This is a genomic window from Cyclobacterium xiamenense (assembly GCF_042140265.1).
Lineage (GTDB): Bacteria > Bacteroidota > Bacteroidia > Cytophagales > Cyclobacteriaceae > Cyclobacterium > Cyclobacterium xiamenense_A.
Genome location: NZ_CP159481.1, coordinates 3,044,385 through 3,057,996 on the forward strand (window position 1 = coordinate 3,044,385; position 13,612 = coordinate 3,057,996).

Genomic DNA, 13,612 nt, shown 5'->3' on the forward strand with positions numbered 1-13,612 from the left:
ACTTATTAAAGATAAAAAAATTAACCCTAGTTAATGATAAAAAGGCCCATCAATACACGAGACAAGGTTCGGCCCCATACGCTGCTAGTTGGCCAATTGGTGCACCTGCCGGCGCCGGCAAGGGTTCCAGAAGTCTAAATTTTTCTGAGGGGTTTTGTTCAAATCTTTCCAGTTGGTTCAGGCAGAATACCAGGTGTGCCTTTTGCGCAAATTCGTTCGGAACCTGTTTGCGCATCCAGTTTTTTAATTCTTCCATCTTCGCCAGGGTAACTGCTTTTACCTGTGGCGATGTCGAAGTATTGGCAGCCAGCTCCGTCAAGTGTTGGAGCACCAGTTTGTCCACCGACCGTTTTATTTCTGAAAAATACCCCGGTGTGGCCGGGACGTACCAGGTTCTTTGAAAGATCTTCTCGATACATTCCTCCAGCCCGACTTGTTGCGGCTCCAGTGCACGCTGGCTGATCAATCTGGCGGCTCGCTCCGGGTGCAAAAGCATGGTAAGGGTATGATGAGCTGCAATTTCTGCAGGGGCAATCGGATCGAATACCGGTCCAGTATGTCGTCTAAAGACCTCTCGTGGATCCGGATTGTAGCCGAAGGGCCGGGGAGGCAGTTGCGCGAGAATGTGCTCAGGGATAGCCAGGGTTTGCGGATCCAGTGTTTGGAGCAATTGATCCAGTGCGTTGAGTTGATCCTCTCGCGGCACCGTTTGGTGGCCTTTGCTGTTGTCTCCTTTTAACGCATATCCGTAGCGCACCCCTCCAATAGCCTTTGCGGCAGCTTCTACCTGGTACCGATGGAGCAGGTAAACGGGCACCAGGAGTTCTTCCAATTGCGCCAGCGGCATACCTTTGGGAAGAAGTTTGGGACCAAAGCCCTCAAGTGCTTTCGCCCGAATATTCAGTACGTTTTTAAGTTCTTCTACGGGATTTGCACCGTTGTCCCACAAGTGGGTTTCAGGATGCGCGGAGCCTACGGGTCGGGCGTCCTGGTCCGAAAGGAAATCCAGTCCGTTTTCCCGGTACTCCCGAACCCACTGGTCAAAGACCTCTTGCTCGTTCCTGTTTTCCGGCAGGGTTGCATAGGCCATTTTGATGGCGACCTTGTCCCAACTACCGATTCCCTCTGCATACGCATTTGATAGGTCAATAGATCCGTCCGCGGAAAGCGTCAGTGTAGGGTGGGGGTAATCCATTACGGAAGTCCTGCCTTTGGCACTGGCAATGTAGTTATGTGGCAGTCCAAGCGTATGCCCTACCTCGTGGGCGGCCAATTGACGCATCCGAGCCAACGCGAGGTCCATCAACGCTTGATGCTCTGGCAGGCTTGTATCGAAATCCGCTGCCAATGCCTGGGCAATGAGGTAATCCTGCCGAACCCGAAGCGAGCCTAGTGTTACTTTGCCCTTAATAATCTCGCCGGTCCGTGGGTCGGTCACTCCTCCGCCGTACGACCAGCCCCGGCTGGAACGGTGTACCCATTGTACCAAATGGTACCGCACGTCCATCGGATCAGCATCTTCCGGAAGTAGTTTTACTTGAAAAGCGTTTATAAATCCGGCCGCTTCAAAAGCCTCGGCCCACCAGGAAGTTCCTTCCATCAGGGCGGAACGAATCGGTTCTGGAGTACCGGGATCTATGTAATACACGACGGGCTTTTCTACCTCACTTGGGGCCAAACCAGGGTTTTTTTTCACCAATCGGTGCCGTCTCATGATCTTTTTTTCCAGATTTTGATCCACCTTGCTGGAATAGTCGAAATAGGTCAGCGCATTTACTCCGGCTCTGGGATCAAAGGTCCGGATCTCAAACCCTTCCGGCGGTAGTCTCACGAAGGAATGGTGAATTCGCAAGTGTATGGCCTTTGGGTCGGGAACAATCTCTCGAATATAATTCCCCGGTTGATCTCCGGTAAAGGTGATACTGGCTTCGACTTCTGTATTTTCAGGAAAGCTTTTGGTTCGAGAGAGATAGATGGCAGACCGGGAGGGGTCTGTTTTGTAGCTTCCCTGCCCGGCTCTTTTGATGCTATTGGCCACGCCTATGGCGTCCTGGAGAAAAAAGTCCGTTGCATCTACCAAAATCCGATGGTCTTCCCTTGCGAGGATTTTGAAGCCCCAAAGTACCGAAGAGGCGAAGGATTCCGCTACCGCACGTTGTTCCAATGGATTTGTGGCCGAAGCCCGGAAGGTATAATTTTCGGCCTCCATTAGCAATTTGCTCCCAATCGCCTTAAATCGTACGACCTGAGACGGAGACAATCTACCTCGGTCCAGGCCAATGTCATTTGACCCCAGCCCGGCAGCCAGGGAAGGGTAGTACAGCAATTCTTGTTCGTCGTCTGGTACTGCCATCCACAGGTTTCCTGTCTTCTCATCCCAATACAGGTCAATGAAGCCGGGTTTTTTTTCCATTCCCTCGGTGACTGCCGAGATGGAAGGGATCGACTGCGAACGGGCAGACCAATCCTGAGCGACTGCCGCCTGAAAATAAAAACAACAGCCTATAAGAAATCCAAGGCCAATCGGATACCTGGTTGCATTCATGTAGATTAGGGTTCGTATGCAATAAAAATACGTCAATGACACGCAACTGGCCGCTACTTCCAGGGGGATACTGGGACTGGCCGAACGCAGAATCCACGGTACCGAATCAAAATTAGTGGCCGAATCGCAAGCAAGTCCGAATTTAATCGGTTTAATGCCGACGTTCCCGGTCTCAAAAAATGTTTTTTCAATAAATTTTTCATAAGTTTGAGATGAATTAGTTGTTAGTGGCTAAGTTCAACCTGAGGAAGCTCCGGTCCTAATCTGGAGTTTCCTCTTTATTTTTATCCTTTTAGATTTTCCATCATCACTTCTACGGTGGTCAAGAATTTTTCTTTAACTGTAGGATCGGGGCTGGTGTCCCAGTTTCCCTCGATATGGTTTCCTCCCAGCATGATCCCATCCCTTCTGGGGATGAAATAAACCCCGGACATATTCGCCCGGTAATTTAGCTCAGGCTGCGGGATCAGGAAACAAAGTTGACCAGAAACCGGGACCATGTCGTTGTCGCCAAATAGCTTCATTGCTCCAAGTCCGGTACAATTGACGATACATGTTTCTGGTAATGCGTCCACGTCCTCCAGGCGATTAAATTCCTTTATTTCCAGTTTTCCTCCGGCAAGCAGAAAATCATTGGTAAGCATTTTCAGATAGGAAGGAATATTAAATATCGTGGTGGGGTTTTTGGTAACTTGCTTAAATTTAAATGGATTTTCCGCTCTGGATAGTGGTTCTCCTTTGGGATAAATATCCATTTCTTTCGTTATCAATTGTGACTTCAATGTAGCTTCACTGGGGTTGGTAACAGCAGTGTTTTCTCCTTTGATGCTATAGTTATCCATCCAGTCTACCACCTGGTTTAGCCCCAACATACGCTGGTAGGTATGGTAGGAATGATAGAAGGCACGTTTGAATTTTTCTTGAAATTCCTCCGTCACTTTATCCGGATCGATTAATTTGTGAGAGGGTGACCAGGTTCCGGTAGCCATGGCGGAAGTAACATTGGGGTACACATCCTTGGTGTATATGGTTACCTCGTATCCCTTTTTTTGCAAGGTGCGTGCGGTGGATAAACCCAAGACGCCGCATCCCATAACCGCTATCTTTTTCAGGTCGGTATTTTGAGGTATCATTTCTGCGGCAAGCATGGCAGAACCCCAGGATAACGACCATCCACTGCCTCCATGCCCGTAGTTGTGAATAATTTTTTTGTTCCCCAGTTCCTGAGTTTCAATCCTGGGGCCAGAGCGCCGAAAAGGGCGTAAGCCTACGCTCTCCTTGATGACCCGAGAGGCCGAAATTTTCACTGGCGGCAAGCGAGTCTTGCTTAGGATGGCAAAATCCGCATGCCCTTTTTGTGACGATGCATACAGCCCATTGCTTAAACTTGCCGCTCCCAACGCAGCAATACCGACTTTCCGAATAAAGTCTCGTCTCTGTTCAATCATGTCAATGTGGTTAAAGTGATTATCGTGTTCTGTCAAGCTGGGCTTATTGAAAAATCGGGTCGTAGTAGTGGTTGAAATATAGATCAATATTATCAAATAATTCATTTAAAATCAAAAAATAGGGTGAAAAAATAATTACCAGATACGGTATTAAAATAAAAAAATATGAAATTGGGTGAATTATGGACTCAGTTTTCAGTGTGATGGTATTTGCATCAATGGAAGGCTTTTCCTCGTTTCTTACGGTAGCTTAAAACAAAACGTATCGCCCGGTCGTAATTGTGCAAGGTGTGCGATGGAAGCGGTGGGTAGCTGGAGAATCCGGTGGTATCCACCGGTGACTTGTGCATCCTTCATCAGTACAATCAACGTCCCTGATGGAGTAAGCTGAACGGTTCCGGGATACACGGGGCTGGATATCAACTCGTTCAATGTGTGGGGGATCTTTTCCTCCAATTGTATTCCCATCCTATTTTGGGTTCGCGAAAGGGTAAATACCTGGTTCTGGAGCATCTCCCTTTGGGAAACAGATAATAATTCGAAGGAGGGAGCGCTAAACGCCTCAAGTGCCGGTACCTTTTCGGGCCTCCTGGGCTTAATCGTTGAAAAGGTCTGCGACACCGGTGTTCCCTGGGGTTTGTACAGCAACTCGTCTCCGTCCAAAAATCGGGTTTTTATGGAAATACCCGGGTAGAAGCTTTTACTCCCCAGGATCGATTCGGTACAAAAAAGGCCGTTGATTGCCAAATAAGCCCATTGTCCCCAAATGAATTGAGGGATTACCAGTCGTCCTCCAGCAGGTATTTGAAAGAGTTGGTTCGTGGTGTATCTGCGATTTTCGCTGCACATTTCCACCTGTGCGCCGGTGAGCACGATTTGACAGGAAGCTTCAAACAAGAGCACTACGTTTCCCATATACAGTTCGATACAGGCTTCGTTTGGAGAACGCCGCATCAGGTGGTTAGCTAGACGAAAAGCCGACTCGTCCATGGGTCCGGACAGGGGGATGCCCAGGTCGGCAAAGGCGGCCCTGCCGAGGTCCTGCAAAGACGTTTGTATACCGGATTTTTCAAAATAGAGTCTAGCCATGGTCCTCCCACTTTGTCCAGCAAAAGGTTTCTTTTTGCCTCAATTCTTCAAATTGCGCCAGCGGTATCGACTCAAAACGAATGGAATCTCCGGCGCGGAAGGGCACTTGTAGTTCCCCATTTTTAAAAAAAGAGACGGGCGTTTTACCGACCACGTACCAGCCTCCGGGGCTGTCCATCGGATACACACCGGTCTGTCTTCCGCCGATTGCTACGGATCCGGCAGAAATCTTCTTGTCCGGAATGGTTTTTCGAGGAATAAACAAGTCCTCGCTAAGTCCGCCCAGATACATAAATCCCGGTAAAAATCCGTAGAAATACAGCCGATAGAGAGTTGCCGTATGTAGGGTGACAAACCGGGTCCAGGAAATCGATTTTCTATCCAGGTACAGGGGAAGTTGCGGAACCAACGCTGTTTCGTAACAAACAGGAATCTTCCAGGACCGAACCCTGGGTGGGCGAAGTGGCTTTGGAATGGGTGAGTTGAGCTGCTCCCGCAACTCCTTCACCAAGGATTCATTAGTCAAACCGGTTTTTAGTTGCATGCCCAGCACCTGATATCCTTGGTACATCCGCTGGATTTTATCTCCCCATCGTTCGTTTAGCCAATTTTTGTAGGTAAGAATTTCGAAAAGTATGGCCTCGGATATTTCTTCCGGCCAATGTAATTCAATAATCTCAGGTCCGATGGATAGGACTTTTACGGGATAGTTCATGGAAACTGGGTTCCGGCTGTTAGGCGGGCAACTAGCGGAGCGATTTTCACCGCAAGGGGATGATCCCCATGTATGCAGATGGTATCGGCCTTTACGGAATGATAATCCCCGTTTATCGTCTTTACTCGTCTTTCTTTCACAAATAGGGACACCTGTTCGATGATTTTGGTTAGGTCGGTTATTATTGCTCGTGGATGAGTTCTACTTAGTAGTTGACTGGCGGAAAGATACATTCTGTCGGCAAATACTTCATAAGTTATCCGGGCGTTTTTTGCCATTCCTGCCTGGGCGATGGCGGAGCCAAAGGGGGCATAAATCCATTGTTCGGGAAATTCCTTCTGCAAAAAATCGATAAGATTATCCGCGAGGGAAGCGTTGGTAAGGCTTTCCAGGTACAACGCCCCGTGGAGTTTGATATGATGAAGAGGAATCTGGTGATTTTTGGCGCTTTCTTTTACTCGCAGTATTTGATCCATCAAGCTATCTTGTAGCTTCGTAAAGGGAATTTCAAGCGGCTTTCGACCAAAATTTTTTCGATCCGGATAGGAGGGGTGGGCGCCTACCTTTACGCCATGGCGTACGGCCTGGTCTACAGTCGCAGCGATGGAGCGGTCATCGCCGGCATGTCCGCCGCAAGCAATATTGCAACTGTCCAGAAACGGCATCATTGCCTCATCTGAGCCCATGCCTTCGCCGAGGTCACAATTGATGTCCAATTTGTTTTGCATTCGGAATGGCTGTTGACTTGAACCTGGCCCCAGGGAAAGGTAAAGACCCCTGGTAGTTTATTTCTTCGACTTCCATACAACATTTTGCTAATAGATTTCGTCTTGAAGGTAGAAATTTAGGAACAATTTATGAAATATAGTAGCAGCATATTGTTGGGTTCGCTTTTGATCGGATTGGTCGCTTGCAGTCCCGTGCGCGTGTTTATGGAAAAAAACGAGTTGGCCAGTGTTGAGGACTACAAAACATTTTTTGTAATCAATCAATATTACGACAAAGATGCCTTCGAATCACCGGTGCTGGAGGACAATCTCCACAATAGCCTTACCCTGGGCATGGAATCCTTTGGCTTTGAAGAAAACATGGAAAAACCGGATTTGATTGTGCGGTACAATACAAACCTAATGGATCGGCAGAAGGAAATCAACACCATGCCGATGATGAGTCCCTTTGGCTGGGGCATGTACAGTCCCTGGATGATGCCTTACGGCCCGAATATGGGTGGATTCCGGGTAGAAAATTACGATATGGGAGAGCTGGTCGTAGATTTTATCGATACCCGGCAAGACAAAGTCGTGTTACGAATCAGTGCGGTTGGTGAAATTAACAAGCCACAACAAAAAAGTAAAAATCTGGAAACTTCTGTCGATAAAATACTCAGAGCCTTTTCCAAAACCATCGCTACCTGAGGTTTTCTCTGCTGCTAGTAACGTAAATCGTAGGTAGACTTGATCGCCTGATACACCTTTTGTACCGGCAGGCCCATCACGGTGTAGAAAGACCCCTTTATTCCGATGATGCCAACCAATCCGATCCATTCCTGTATACCGTACGCGCCGGCTTTGTCGAAAGGTTTAAAGGTATTGATGTAGTAATCGATTTCCGTACCGTCCAGGGGAGAGAATTCTACCTGTGTGCTATCTGAAATCAGCAGCTGTTGATTCAGGTCTCGTATACAAACTGCGGTGATCACCCGATGGGTATCTCCCTGTAGCGCCTGCAACATTTCCCGGGCTTCCCGCTCATTTTCGGGTTTATTGAAAATACGGTCGCGGGCGAGTACGACGGTATCCGCCGTAATGAGGACTTCTCGATCGTCCAGGAAGGGAAGGAACGCTGCTGCTTTCTTTTCGGCAAGAAAGGTGGCGACCGCAGATTTATCCATCGCGTCGGGAAAGGACTCATCTGTATCCATGGTTTTCACGGTAAAAGAAAATCCCAATTCTTTCAGTAGCTGTTGTCTTCTGGGTGATTTTGACCCGAGGACAATGGTTTTATCAATGATTTCCATAAATTGGTAAACGGTAGCGGTGCGCGTTAGTGCCTTCAGGCGGCAGCACCCGTGTTCAAGATTTCGTCAATAAGCAAAAGTATTCATTCCCGGGAGTAATCACTCCTTGTTCTGCAGGGAATTTAACTGGCAAAATTCAGCTTAATTTTGCGGAAACCACTTAAAAATAGTAGTTTTGGAGGTTTAAATACCTAATTATACGTTAGACTTGTTTTACATCAAAGTAGTTGTACATTGGATATATTTGAAAAACTGAACACCAACCTTGGTCCCCTGGGAAAGCATTCCGAGTTATCAGAGGGATACTTTATGTTTCCGAAGCTTGAAGGGGAGATTGCCCCCCGGATGAAGTTCAAGGGGAAAGAAGTATTGACCTGGAGTCTAAACAATTACCTGGGTCTTGGAAATCATCCCGAAGTCCGGGAGGCGGACGCGGCAGCGGCTAGAAAATGGGGTGCTGCCTATCCGATGGGGGCCAGGATGATGTCCGGAAATACCGATCTTCACGAAAAGCTCGAGAACGAATTGGCGTCTTTTGTCGGGAAAGAAAAAGCCTACCTTCTGAATTACGGGTACCAGGGAATCATGAGCGTAATTGATTCGCTAATTGACCGAAAAGACGTCATCGTGTACGATGGGGAGTGTCATGCCTGTATCATTGATGCCCTGCGAATGCACATGGGGAAACGATTTGTGTTCCCTCACAACGACATGGAAAGTCTGGGTAAACAATTGAAGCGGGCAGAAAGGCTGACGAAAGAAACCGGAGGAGGAATATTGGTTATCACGGAAGGAGTTTTCGGGATGACGGGCGATATGGGTAATTTAAAGGAGATCGTCAAATACAAAGAGGCGTTCCAGTTTCGCTTGCTGGTAGACGATGCACATGGCTTTGGTACCATGGGCAAAACCGGAGCAGGTAGTGGAGAAGAACAGGGCGTACAAGACCAGGTGGACCTTTACTTTTCTACCTTTGCCAAATCCATGGCCAGTATAGGTGCTTTCATCGCCGGAGATGCCCGGGTGATTCATTATTTGAAATACAACATGCGTTCCCAAATATTTGCGAAAGCTTTGCCATTAATAATGGTAGAGGGCGGATTAAAGCGTCTGGAAATGCTTCGAAGTAGGCCGGAATTTAGGGAAAATCTCTGGAAAGTGGTAAACGCCCTGCAAAACGGCCTGAAGGAGAAGGGTTTCAGCATCGGTACGACTAATTCGCCGGTTACACCGGTGGTCTTGAATGGCACTGTGGGAGAAGCGGCCACACTCAGCAAAGATTTACGAGAAAATTACAATATTTTTTGTTCTGTGGTTATTTACCCGGTGGTTCCAAAAGGAATGATTATATTGCGATTGATTCCCACTGCTGTTCATTCGCTGGAAGACGTGAAAGAAACCATCGAAGCTTTTGAAGCCATTAAGGGTAAGTTGAATACCGGTTTCTACAAAACTACTGAGCTTGCCGCTTCATTTGGTGAATAATGGTAGAAAATACCTGTCAAACTGTAGTTTTATAAACATTTTAACTATATTGAATCAAAAATTAATCTCATCATCAACCTAAATTAACTTTTAATTATGAACAGATTTAGTGAAATCAAGGATCTTATCATGTCGCTGGAAGCTGATTTTGAAAAATTCTACGATAAGAAAAATCAAGCAGCTGGCACACGGGTAAGAAAAGGCATGCAGGATTTGAAAAATTTGGCTCAAGATATCCGAAAAGAGGTTCAAGACATCAAGAATTCGTAGTCCAAAAAAAAGGGAACTTGTTTAAATGTTCCCTTTTTTTTTTATTTATTTATTTTTATCAATCAAGGTGAGGTGAGTAAAATAGCCGAGTATTTATTTGTTCGGCAGTTGTCTTTATACGTGCCTTTAAGTCCTCAGAAGCCCTGACAAGGGGCAACCTGACGAAATCCTCGCAAAGCCCCATGAGTTGCATCAGGCATTTTACTCCTACTGGATTGCTTTCTTCGTACATCAGTGGATTGATTTCCAACAGGCTGAATGTCCCTTTTTTCGAATAGGTCTCATTTCCGTGGATGATGGCTCCCAGGATTTCCGGGTAGGCATTTGCCATCACCGAAATGACTCCCTCGGCACCAATGCTTCGCATCAGGGTGGTGGACATATCGTCACCGGAGATCAACAAAAAATCATCCGGCTTATCTTTGGCAATACGCATGCACTGGTCCATGTCTCCGCTGGCTTCTTTGATACCGATAATGTTTCGGTGTTGGGCGAGTTGAAGGGTGGTTTCGTACCTGAGATTGGACATGGTCCTGCCGGGTACGTTGTATAGGATTACCGGTACCGGACAACGATTTGCAATGGCCTGGTAATGCGCAATAATTCCGGCTTGACTGGGTTTATTGTAGTAGGGGCTCACGGAAAGAACGGCATCCACCTCCGAGAAATCGATTTTGTCGATGGCTGTAAGTACTGCCCGTGTATCGTTTCCTCCCAATCCATACACAATAGGTAGTCGCCGTCGGTTAACCTTTTTTGTAAAGGCTAAAACTTCGAGTTTTTCTGATTCCGTTAGCGTTGCCGACTCTCCAGTGGTACCCTGCACGACGAGGTAATCAACGTTGCCTTGTATCACATGCTCAATTACCCGTTCCAAGGCGGGGTAATCAATGGCGCCATTTTCCAGGAAAGGGGTAACCAATGCCACACCAGTGCCTCTGAATTTCTTCATTGTACTAATTGATCTGCTTTAAGTATTTAATCAATAATGCCGTACCCGATTGGATATCTTTTTCCTCTTTGTTTAGCATCAAATCCAAATAGGGTTTTAGTTCTTCGCTAAAAAAACCCATGCTGTAGGAGGAAGCTTGTAATTGGAGTAGATAAAGGGTAAAGTAATTTAGCTTCTCCGAAGTAAAAATAATCAAATCCGGGCGAACGGAAAGTAATTCGTTTAGTTTTTCTCCCGGTTTACCAAATAGTGTAAAATCTTTATAGGAAAATGCCTGTTTATCGACAGATTTTTCATCGTAGTAGTTTCCGAGGATGGTGATCTTGTCGTCCAAATCCCGGTGTACCACGGCAGCGATCTGATCAATTTCCTCCTTGTTGTTGCCCAATATCGCAATGGTTTTGATGTTTTCTATATGCAATAAGATGGACTTTTGGGCCTTCAATTTCCTTGGTTTCTCCAAAGCGTTTTTTACGAAATATTCCCTGATCCACTTCATTGTGCGTCGTTTAGTCTTTTTTTAGATGGATTACAAATCTCAAGAAATTCCTCTTCGGATACGAGTGGAATTCCCATTTTAGTGGCTTTTTCTTTCTTGCTGGGTCCCATTTCCTCGCCCTCCACGATAAAATCCAGATTTTTTGACACGGATTTCACGTAGGTACCCCCGTGGGACTCAATAAATGCAATGATTTCGTCTCGTTTAAAGTGGTTTAATTTTCCTGAGGCAAGTATTTTTTTGCCCTCCAGGGCACGACTGGCTAATGTCATTTGGGCCTCTTCAAGTTCAAACCGAAGGCCGTGTGCCTTTAAACGAGTGATGATATCCAGATTTTTATCTTCGGAAAAAAAATGGCGCATGCTGTGGAGCAGCGTTTCGCCGATGCCACTAATATCCAGCAGTTCTTCGTCTGTAGCCTGCATTAATCGATCGATACTCTTAAAATGCCGCGCCAATACATTCGCGGTATTCTCCCCAATATTGCGAATGCCAAGGGCAAACAATACGTTGGGAAACGGCTGGGAAAGGGATTGGCGGATACCTTCCATCATGTTCTGAATGACCCCTTCTTGAAAGGTGCCCCCTTTGAGCTTGTTGATTTGGTCCAGATCTGCCTCGGAAATCTCCAAGTCTCCCCGCATGAGTAGCTCATGAAGGGTGCTTTTATTTTTCGAAAGTGCGGTAAGCTCCTGCAGACGTTTTCTTCCTTCCGGTAGGATGCAGGCGAGCACGCTGGCTACTGGAACAAAGTCATCCACGGCGTCGAAGTTCTGCTCTTTCAGAAGTTCGACCAGGCAGTGCAACCGGCTCGTATCCTCCGCTTTTTTTCCTGGGATCGTGTCCCATTGGTGGGCGAAACGCATAATTTTTTCCACCAATTCAGTCGCCTGCTGCGCTTCTAAAAAGGACTCAATCTCTTTTAGTCGAACCTGCTGTGTCAGCGTATAAAGGGCTTTTTTTATCCCCACAAGCAAGTACCCTTCGCTGCTTTTAGTATAATGATCGTCGGAGATCTCCAAGCCCAGAAGCCTGTCTTTTTTGGCGGGAAGATCGTAAATATCTGCCGGGTTGCTGAGGTACCCTTGCTGGATCAAACTGCGCAGTCGCTCGGTGCCCAGCGAATCAATATCCATGGCTCGTTTGGAAACAAAATGCTCCATCCTACCCAGGATTTGGGGAGGACAACCAGCTTCGTTGGGGCAAAAGTGTTTGGCCTCGCCTTCCTTTCTCTCCAGATTACTACCACATTCCGGACAGGTGGTAATGAACCGGACAGGAATGCTGCCATCTTTTCTTTTCTCCCGAACCACTTCGGTGATTTTTGGGATGATTTCTCCTCCTTTTTCTACCCGTACAACGTCTCCTTCGTGTAAGTCAAGTCGTAACATCTCGTTGGCATTGTGTAGGGAGGCCCGCTTGACGGTAGTTCCTGCCAGAAAAACCGGAGATAGGTTTGCTACTGGAGTAATGGCGCCCGTTCTACCCACCTGGTAGGTAACCGAAAGTAAAGTGGCCGTTCCACTTTCTGCCTGATATTTAAAAGCTATCGCCCACCTGGGGATTTTTGCCGTAAATCCAAGTTCTTCTTGCTGGCGGTAATCGTCGATTTTCACCACTACGCCGTCTGTTTCCACGGGTAATTGATGACGCTTTTCCCGCCATTCCTCGATGTAGGCGAGTACTTCGTCCAAGTCGCTACATTTTCTAAAGGTGGGAGAGATATTGAATCCCCAGGTTTTCAACCGATCGATGGCTTGGTGATGTTTCTGCATGGGGAGGTCGTCGGCAATCAATTGATAGAGGTAGCAATTAAGCCTTCGTTTGGCGACGACCGCGGAGTCCTGCATTTTGATGGTACCCGAGGCAGCATTCCTTGGATTGGCCAGTAGCGTCTCGCCCCGGCGTATTCGGTCCTTATTGATTTTATCAAATTCCTTTCGCGAAAGAAAAACCTCACCGCGAACTTCAAAATAAGGAGGCAGGGATTCCTCCCCCCGAACCAGGAGTGGAATGGTGCGAATGGTTTTAACATTTTCTGTGACTACATCTCCTTTGTACCCATCGCCCCGCGTAACCGCCCGTACCAATTGTCCGTTTTCATACACCAGACTAATCGCCACTCCGTCGAATTTGAGCTCACAGAGGTATTCAAAATCACGATGCCCCAGGCCTTTTTCGACCCGCTCGTCAAAAGCTTTTAGTTCTTCCTTGGAATAGGTGTTACCCAGTGACAGCATGCGGACCGCGTGAGTCGCTGTTTCGAAGTTCTTGGTAATCGTCCCGCCTACACGTTGTGTCGGGCTATCAGGCTGCCTTAGTTCGGGATAAAAATCCTCTAAGTCCGTAAGTTTTTTCAACAACTGATCGAACTCATAATCACTTATTTCCGCCCGGTCTTCCTGGTAATACAAGTGATTGTGATAATTGATAGTTTCTGTCAGTGCCGCGATTTGTTTTTCCGCCTCTTCTTTGCTTGGTTTGTTCATTGAAAAAAGGTACAGGTATCTTCTTTCAAATGTAGTATTTTTGGCTCATATACCATGTACCCAGCATGTAATTCGGTCAAGTTTACGTGATTTTCCTCGCGGA

At 47.0% G+C, this 13,612-nt stretch carries 12 protein-coding genes; 3 read left to right on the forward strand and 9 right to left on the reverse strand.

Features of this window, described 5'->3' with window-relative positions; all coding sequences use genetic code 11:
- Positions 1-49 precede the first annotated feature (49 nt).
- The 5 genes from ABWH99_RS12525 to ABWH99_RS12545 all read right to left on the reverse strand — a co-directional run bounded on the left by ABWH99_RS12525 (position 50) and on the right by ABWH99_RS12545 (position 6,525).
- The gene (locus ABWH99_RS12525) at positions 50-2,545 is read right to left on the reverse strand and encodes a zinc-dependent metalloprotease (RefSeq protein WP_375582189.1); all 2,496 of its coding nucleotides are present in this window, start codon (positions 2,543-2,545) and stop codon (positions 50-52) included.
- Between the two features lie 284 nt (positions 2,546-2,829).
- The gene (locus ABWH99_RS12530) at positions 2,830-3,993 is read right to left on the reverse strand and encodes an FAD-dependent oxidoreductase (protein WP_375582190.1); all 1,164 of its coding nucleotides are present in this window, start codon (positions 3,991-3,993) and stop codon (positions 2,830-2,832) included.
- 240 nt (positions 3,994-4,233) lie between these two features.
- Positions 4,234-5,082, reverse strand: coding sequence for a biotin-dependent carboxyltransferase family protein (locus ABWH99_RS12535; protein WP_375582191.1), 849 nt, complete (start codon positions 5,080-5,082; stop codon positions 4,234-4,236).
- Positions 5,075-5,797 carry an allophanate hydrolase subunit 1 gene (locus ABWH99_RS12540; protein WP_375582192.1) on the reverse strand — a complete coding sequence of 241 codons (723 nt, stop codon included), beginning with the start codon at positions 5,795-5,797 and terminating at the stop codon, positions 5,075-5,077. Before ABWH99_RS12540 ends, ABWH99_RS12535 begins: the two co-directional genes overlap by 8 nt.
- Positions 5,794-6,525 carry a LamB/YcsF family protein gene (locus tag ABWH99_RS12545; protein WP_375582193.1) on the reverse strand — a complete coding sequence of 244 codons (732 nt, stop codon included), beginning with the start codon at positions 6,523-6,525 and terminating at the stop codon, positions 5,794-5,796. The genes ABWH99_RS12540 and ABWH99_RS12545 overlap by 4 nt, the downstream gene beginning before the upstream one ends.
- A gap of 129 nt (positions 6,526-6,654) precedes the next feature.
- On the opposite strand from ABWH99_RS12545, the gene ABWH99_RS12550 reads away from it, so the two are divergent.
- On the forward strand, positions 6,655-7,212 hold the full coding sequence (locus ABWH99_RS12550) for a DUF4136 domain-containing protein (protein ID WP_375582194.1): 558 nt from the start codon (positions 6,655-6,657) through the stop codon (positions 7,210-7,212).
- A gap of 14 nt (positions 7,213-7,226) precedes the next feature.
- Here ABWH99_RS12550 and ABWH99_RS12555 read toward each other — a convergent pair whose 3' ends face one another.
- Positions 7,227-7,814, reverse strand: coding sequence for a Maf family nucleotide pyrophosphatase (locus tag ABWH99_RS12555; RefSeq protein ID WP_375582195.1), 588 nt, complete (start codon positions 7,812-7,814; stop codon positions 7,227-7,229).
- 234 nt (positions 7,815-8,048) lie between these two features.
- Here ABWH99_RS12555 and ABWH99_RS12560 point away from each other — a divergent pair, with 234 nt between their 5' ends.
- Together ABWH99_RS12560 and ABWH99_RS12565 are read left to right on the forward strand one after the other, a co-directional pair.
- Positions 8,049-9,299 (forward strand): aminotransferase class I/II-fold pyridoxal phosphate-dependent enzyme, encoded by a 1,251-nt coding sequence (locus ABWH99_RS12560; protein WP_375582196.1) that lies wholly within the window; start codon positions 8,049-8,051, stop codon positions 9,297-9,299.
- Between the two features lie 96 nt (positions 9,300-9,395).
- The gene (locus tag ABWH99_RS12565; RefSeq protein ID WP_174238248.1) at positions 9,396-9,569 is read left to right on the forward strand and encodes a histone H1; all 174 of its coding nucleotides are present in this window, start codon (positions 9,396-9,398) and stop codon (positions 9,567-9,569) included.
- A gap of 58 nt (positions 9,570-9,627) precedes the next feature.
- Here ABWH99_RS12565 and dapA read toward each other — a convergent pair whose 3' ends face one another.
- From dapA to ligA, 3 genes are read right to left on the reverse strand one after another with little or no spacing between them, the layout of a single operon-like run.
- Entirely contained in the window at positions 9,628-10,521 is an 894-nt protein-coding gene (dapA, locus tag ABWH99_RS12570) for a 4-hydroxy-tetrahydrodipicolinate synthase (RefSeq protein WP_375582197.1), read from the reverse strand.
- A gap of 4 nt (positions 10,522-10,525) precedes the next feature.
- On the reverse strand, positions 10,526-11,020 hold the full coding sequence (locus ABWH99_RS12575) for a DUF6913 domain-containing protein (RefSeq protein ID WP_375582198.1): 495 nt from the start codon (positions 11,018-11,020) through the stop codon (positions 10,526-10,528).
- Positions 11,017-13,509, reverse strand: coding sequence for an NAD-dependent DNA ligase LigA (gene ligA / locus ABWH99_RS12580; protein WP_375582199.1), 2,493 nt, complete (start codon positions 13,507-13,509; stop codon positions 11,017-11,019). Before ligA ends, ABWH99_RS12575 begins: the two co-directional genes overlap by 4 nt.
- Positions 13,510-13,612: the final 103 nt, after the last annotated feature.

Excerpts from the sequence above, each read along its gene's own strand:
- ABWH99_RS12540 (WP_375582192.1), bottom strand. The coding sequence starts at position 5,797 with ATGAACTATCCCGTAAAAGTCCTATCCATCGGACCTGAGATTATTGAA.
- ABWH99_RS12565 (WP_174238248.1), top strand. The coding sequence starts at position 9,396 with ATGAACAGATTTAGTGAAATCAAGGATCTTATCATGTCGCTGGAAGCT.
- ABWH99_RS12530 (WP_375582190.1), bottom strand. The coding sequence starts at position 3,993 with ATGATTGAACAGAGACGAGACTTTATTCGGAAAGTCGGTATTGCTGCG.
- dapA (WP_375582197.1), bottom strand. The coding sequence starts at position 10,521 with ATGAAGAAATTCAGAGGCACTGGTGTGGCATTGGTTACCCCTTTCCTG.
- ABWH99_RS12525 (WP_375582189.1), bottom strand. The coding sequence starts at position 2,545 with ATGAATGCAACCAGGTATCCGATTGGCCTTGGATTTCTTATAGGCTGT.
- ABWH99_RS12555 (WP_375582195.1), bottom strand. The coding sequence starts at position 7,814 with ATGGAAATCATTGATAAAACCATTGTCCTCGGGTCAAAATCACCCAGA.
- ligA (WP_375582199.1), bottom strand. The coding sequence starts at position 13,509 with ATGAACAAACCAAGCAAAGAAGAGGCGGAAAAACAAATCGCGGCACTG.
- ABWH99_RS12535 (WP_375582191.1), bottom strand. The coding sequence starts at position 5,082 with ATGGCTAGACTCTATTTTGAAAAATCCGGTATACAAACGTCTTTGCAG.
- ABWH99_RS12575 (WP_375582198.1), bottom strand. The coding sequence starts at position 11,020 with ATGAAGTGGATCAGGGAATATTTCGTAAAAAACGCTTTGGAGAAACCA.
- ABWH99_RS12545 (WP_375582193.1), bottom strand. The coding sequence starts at position 6,525 with ATGCAAAACAAATTGGACATCAATTGTGACCTCGGCGAAGGCATGGGC.
- ABWH99_RS12550 (WP_375582194.1), top strand. The coding sequence starts at position 6,655 with ATGAAATATAGTAGCAGCATATTGTTGGGTTCGCTTTTGATCGGATTG.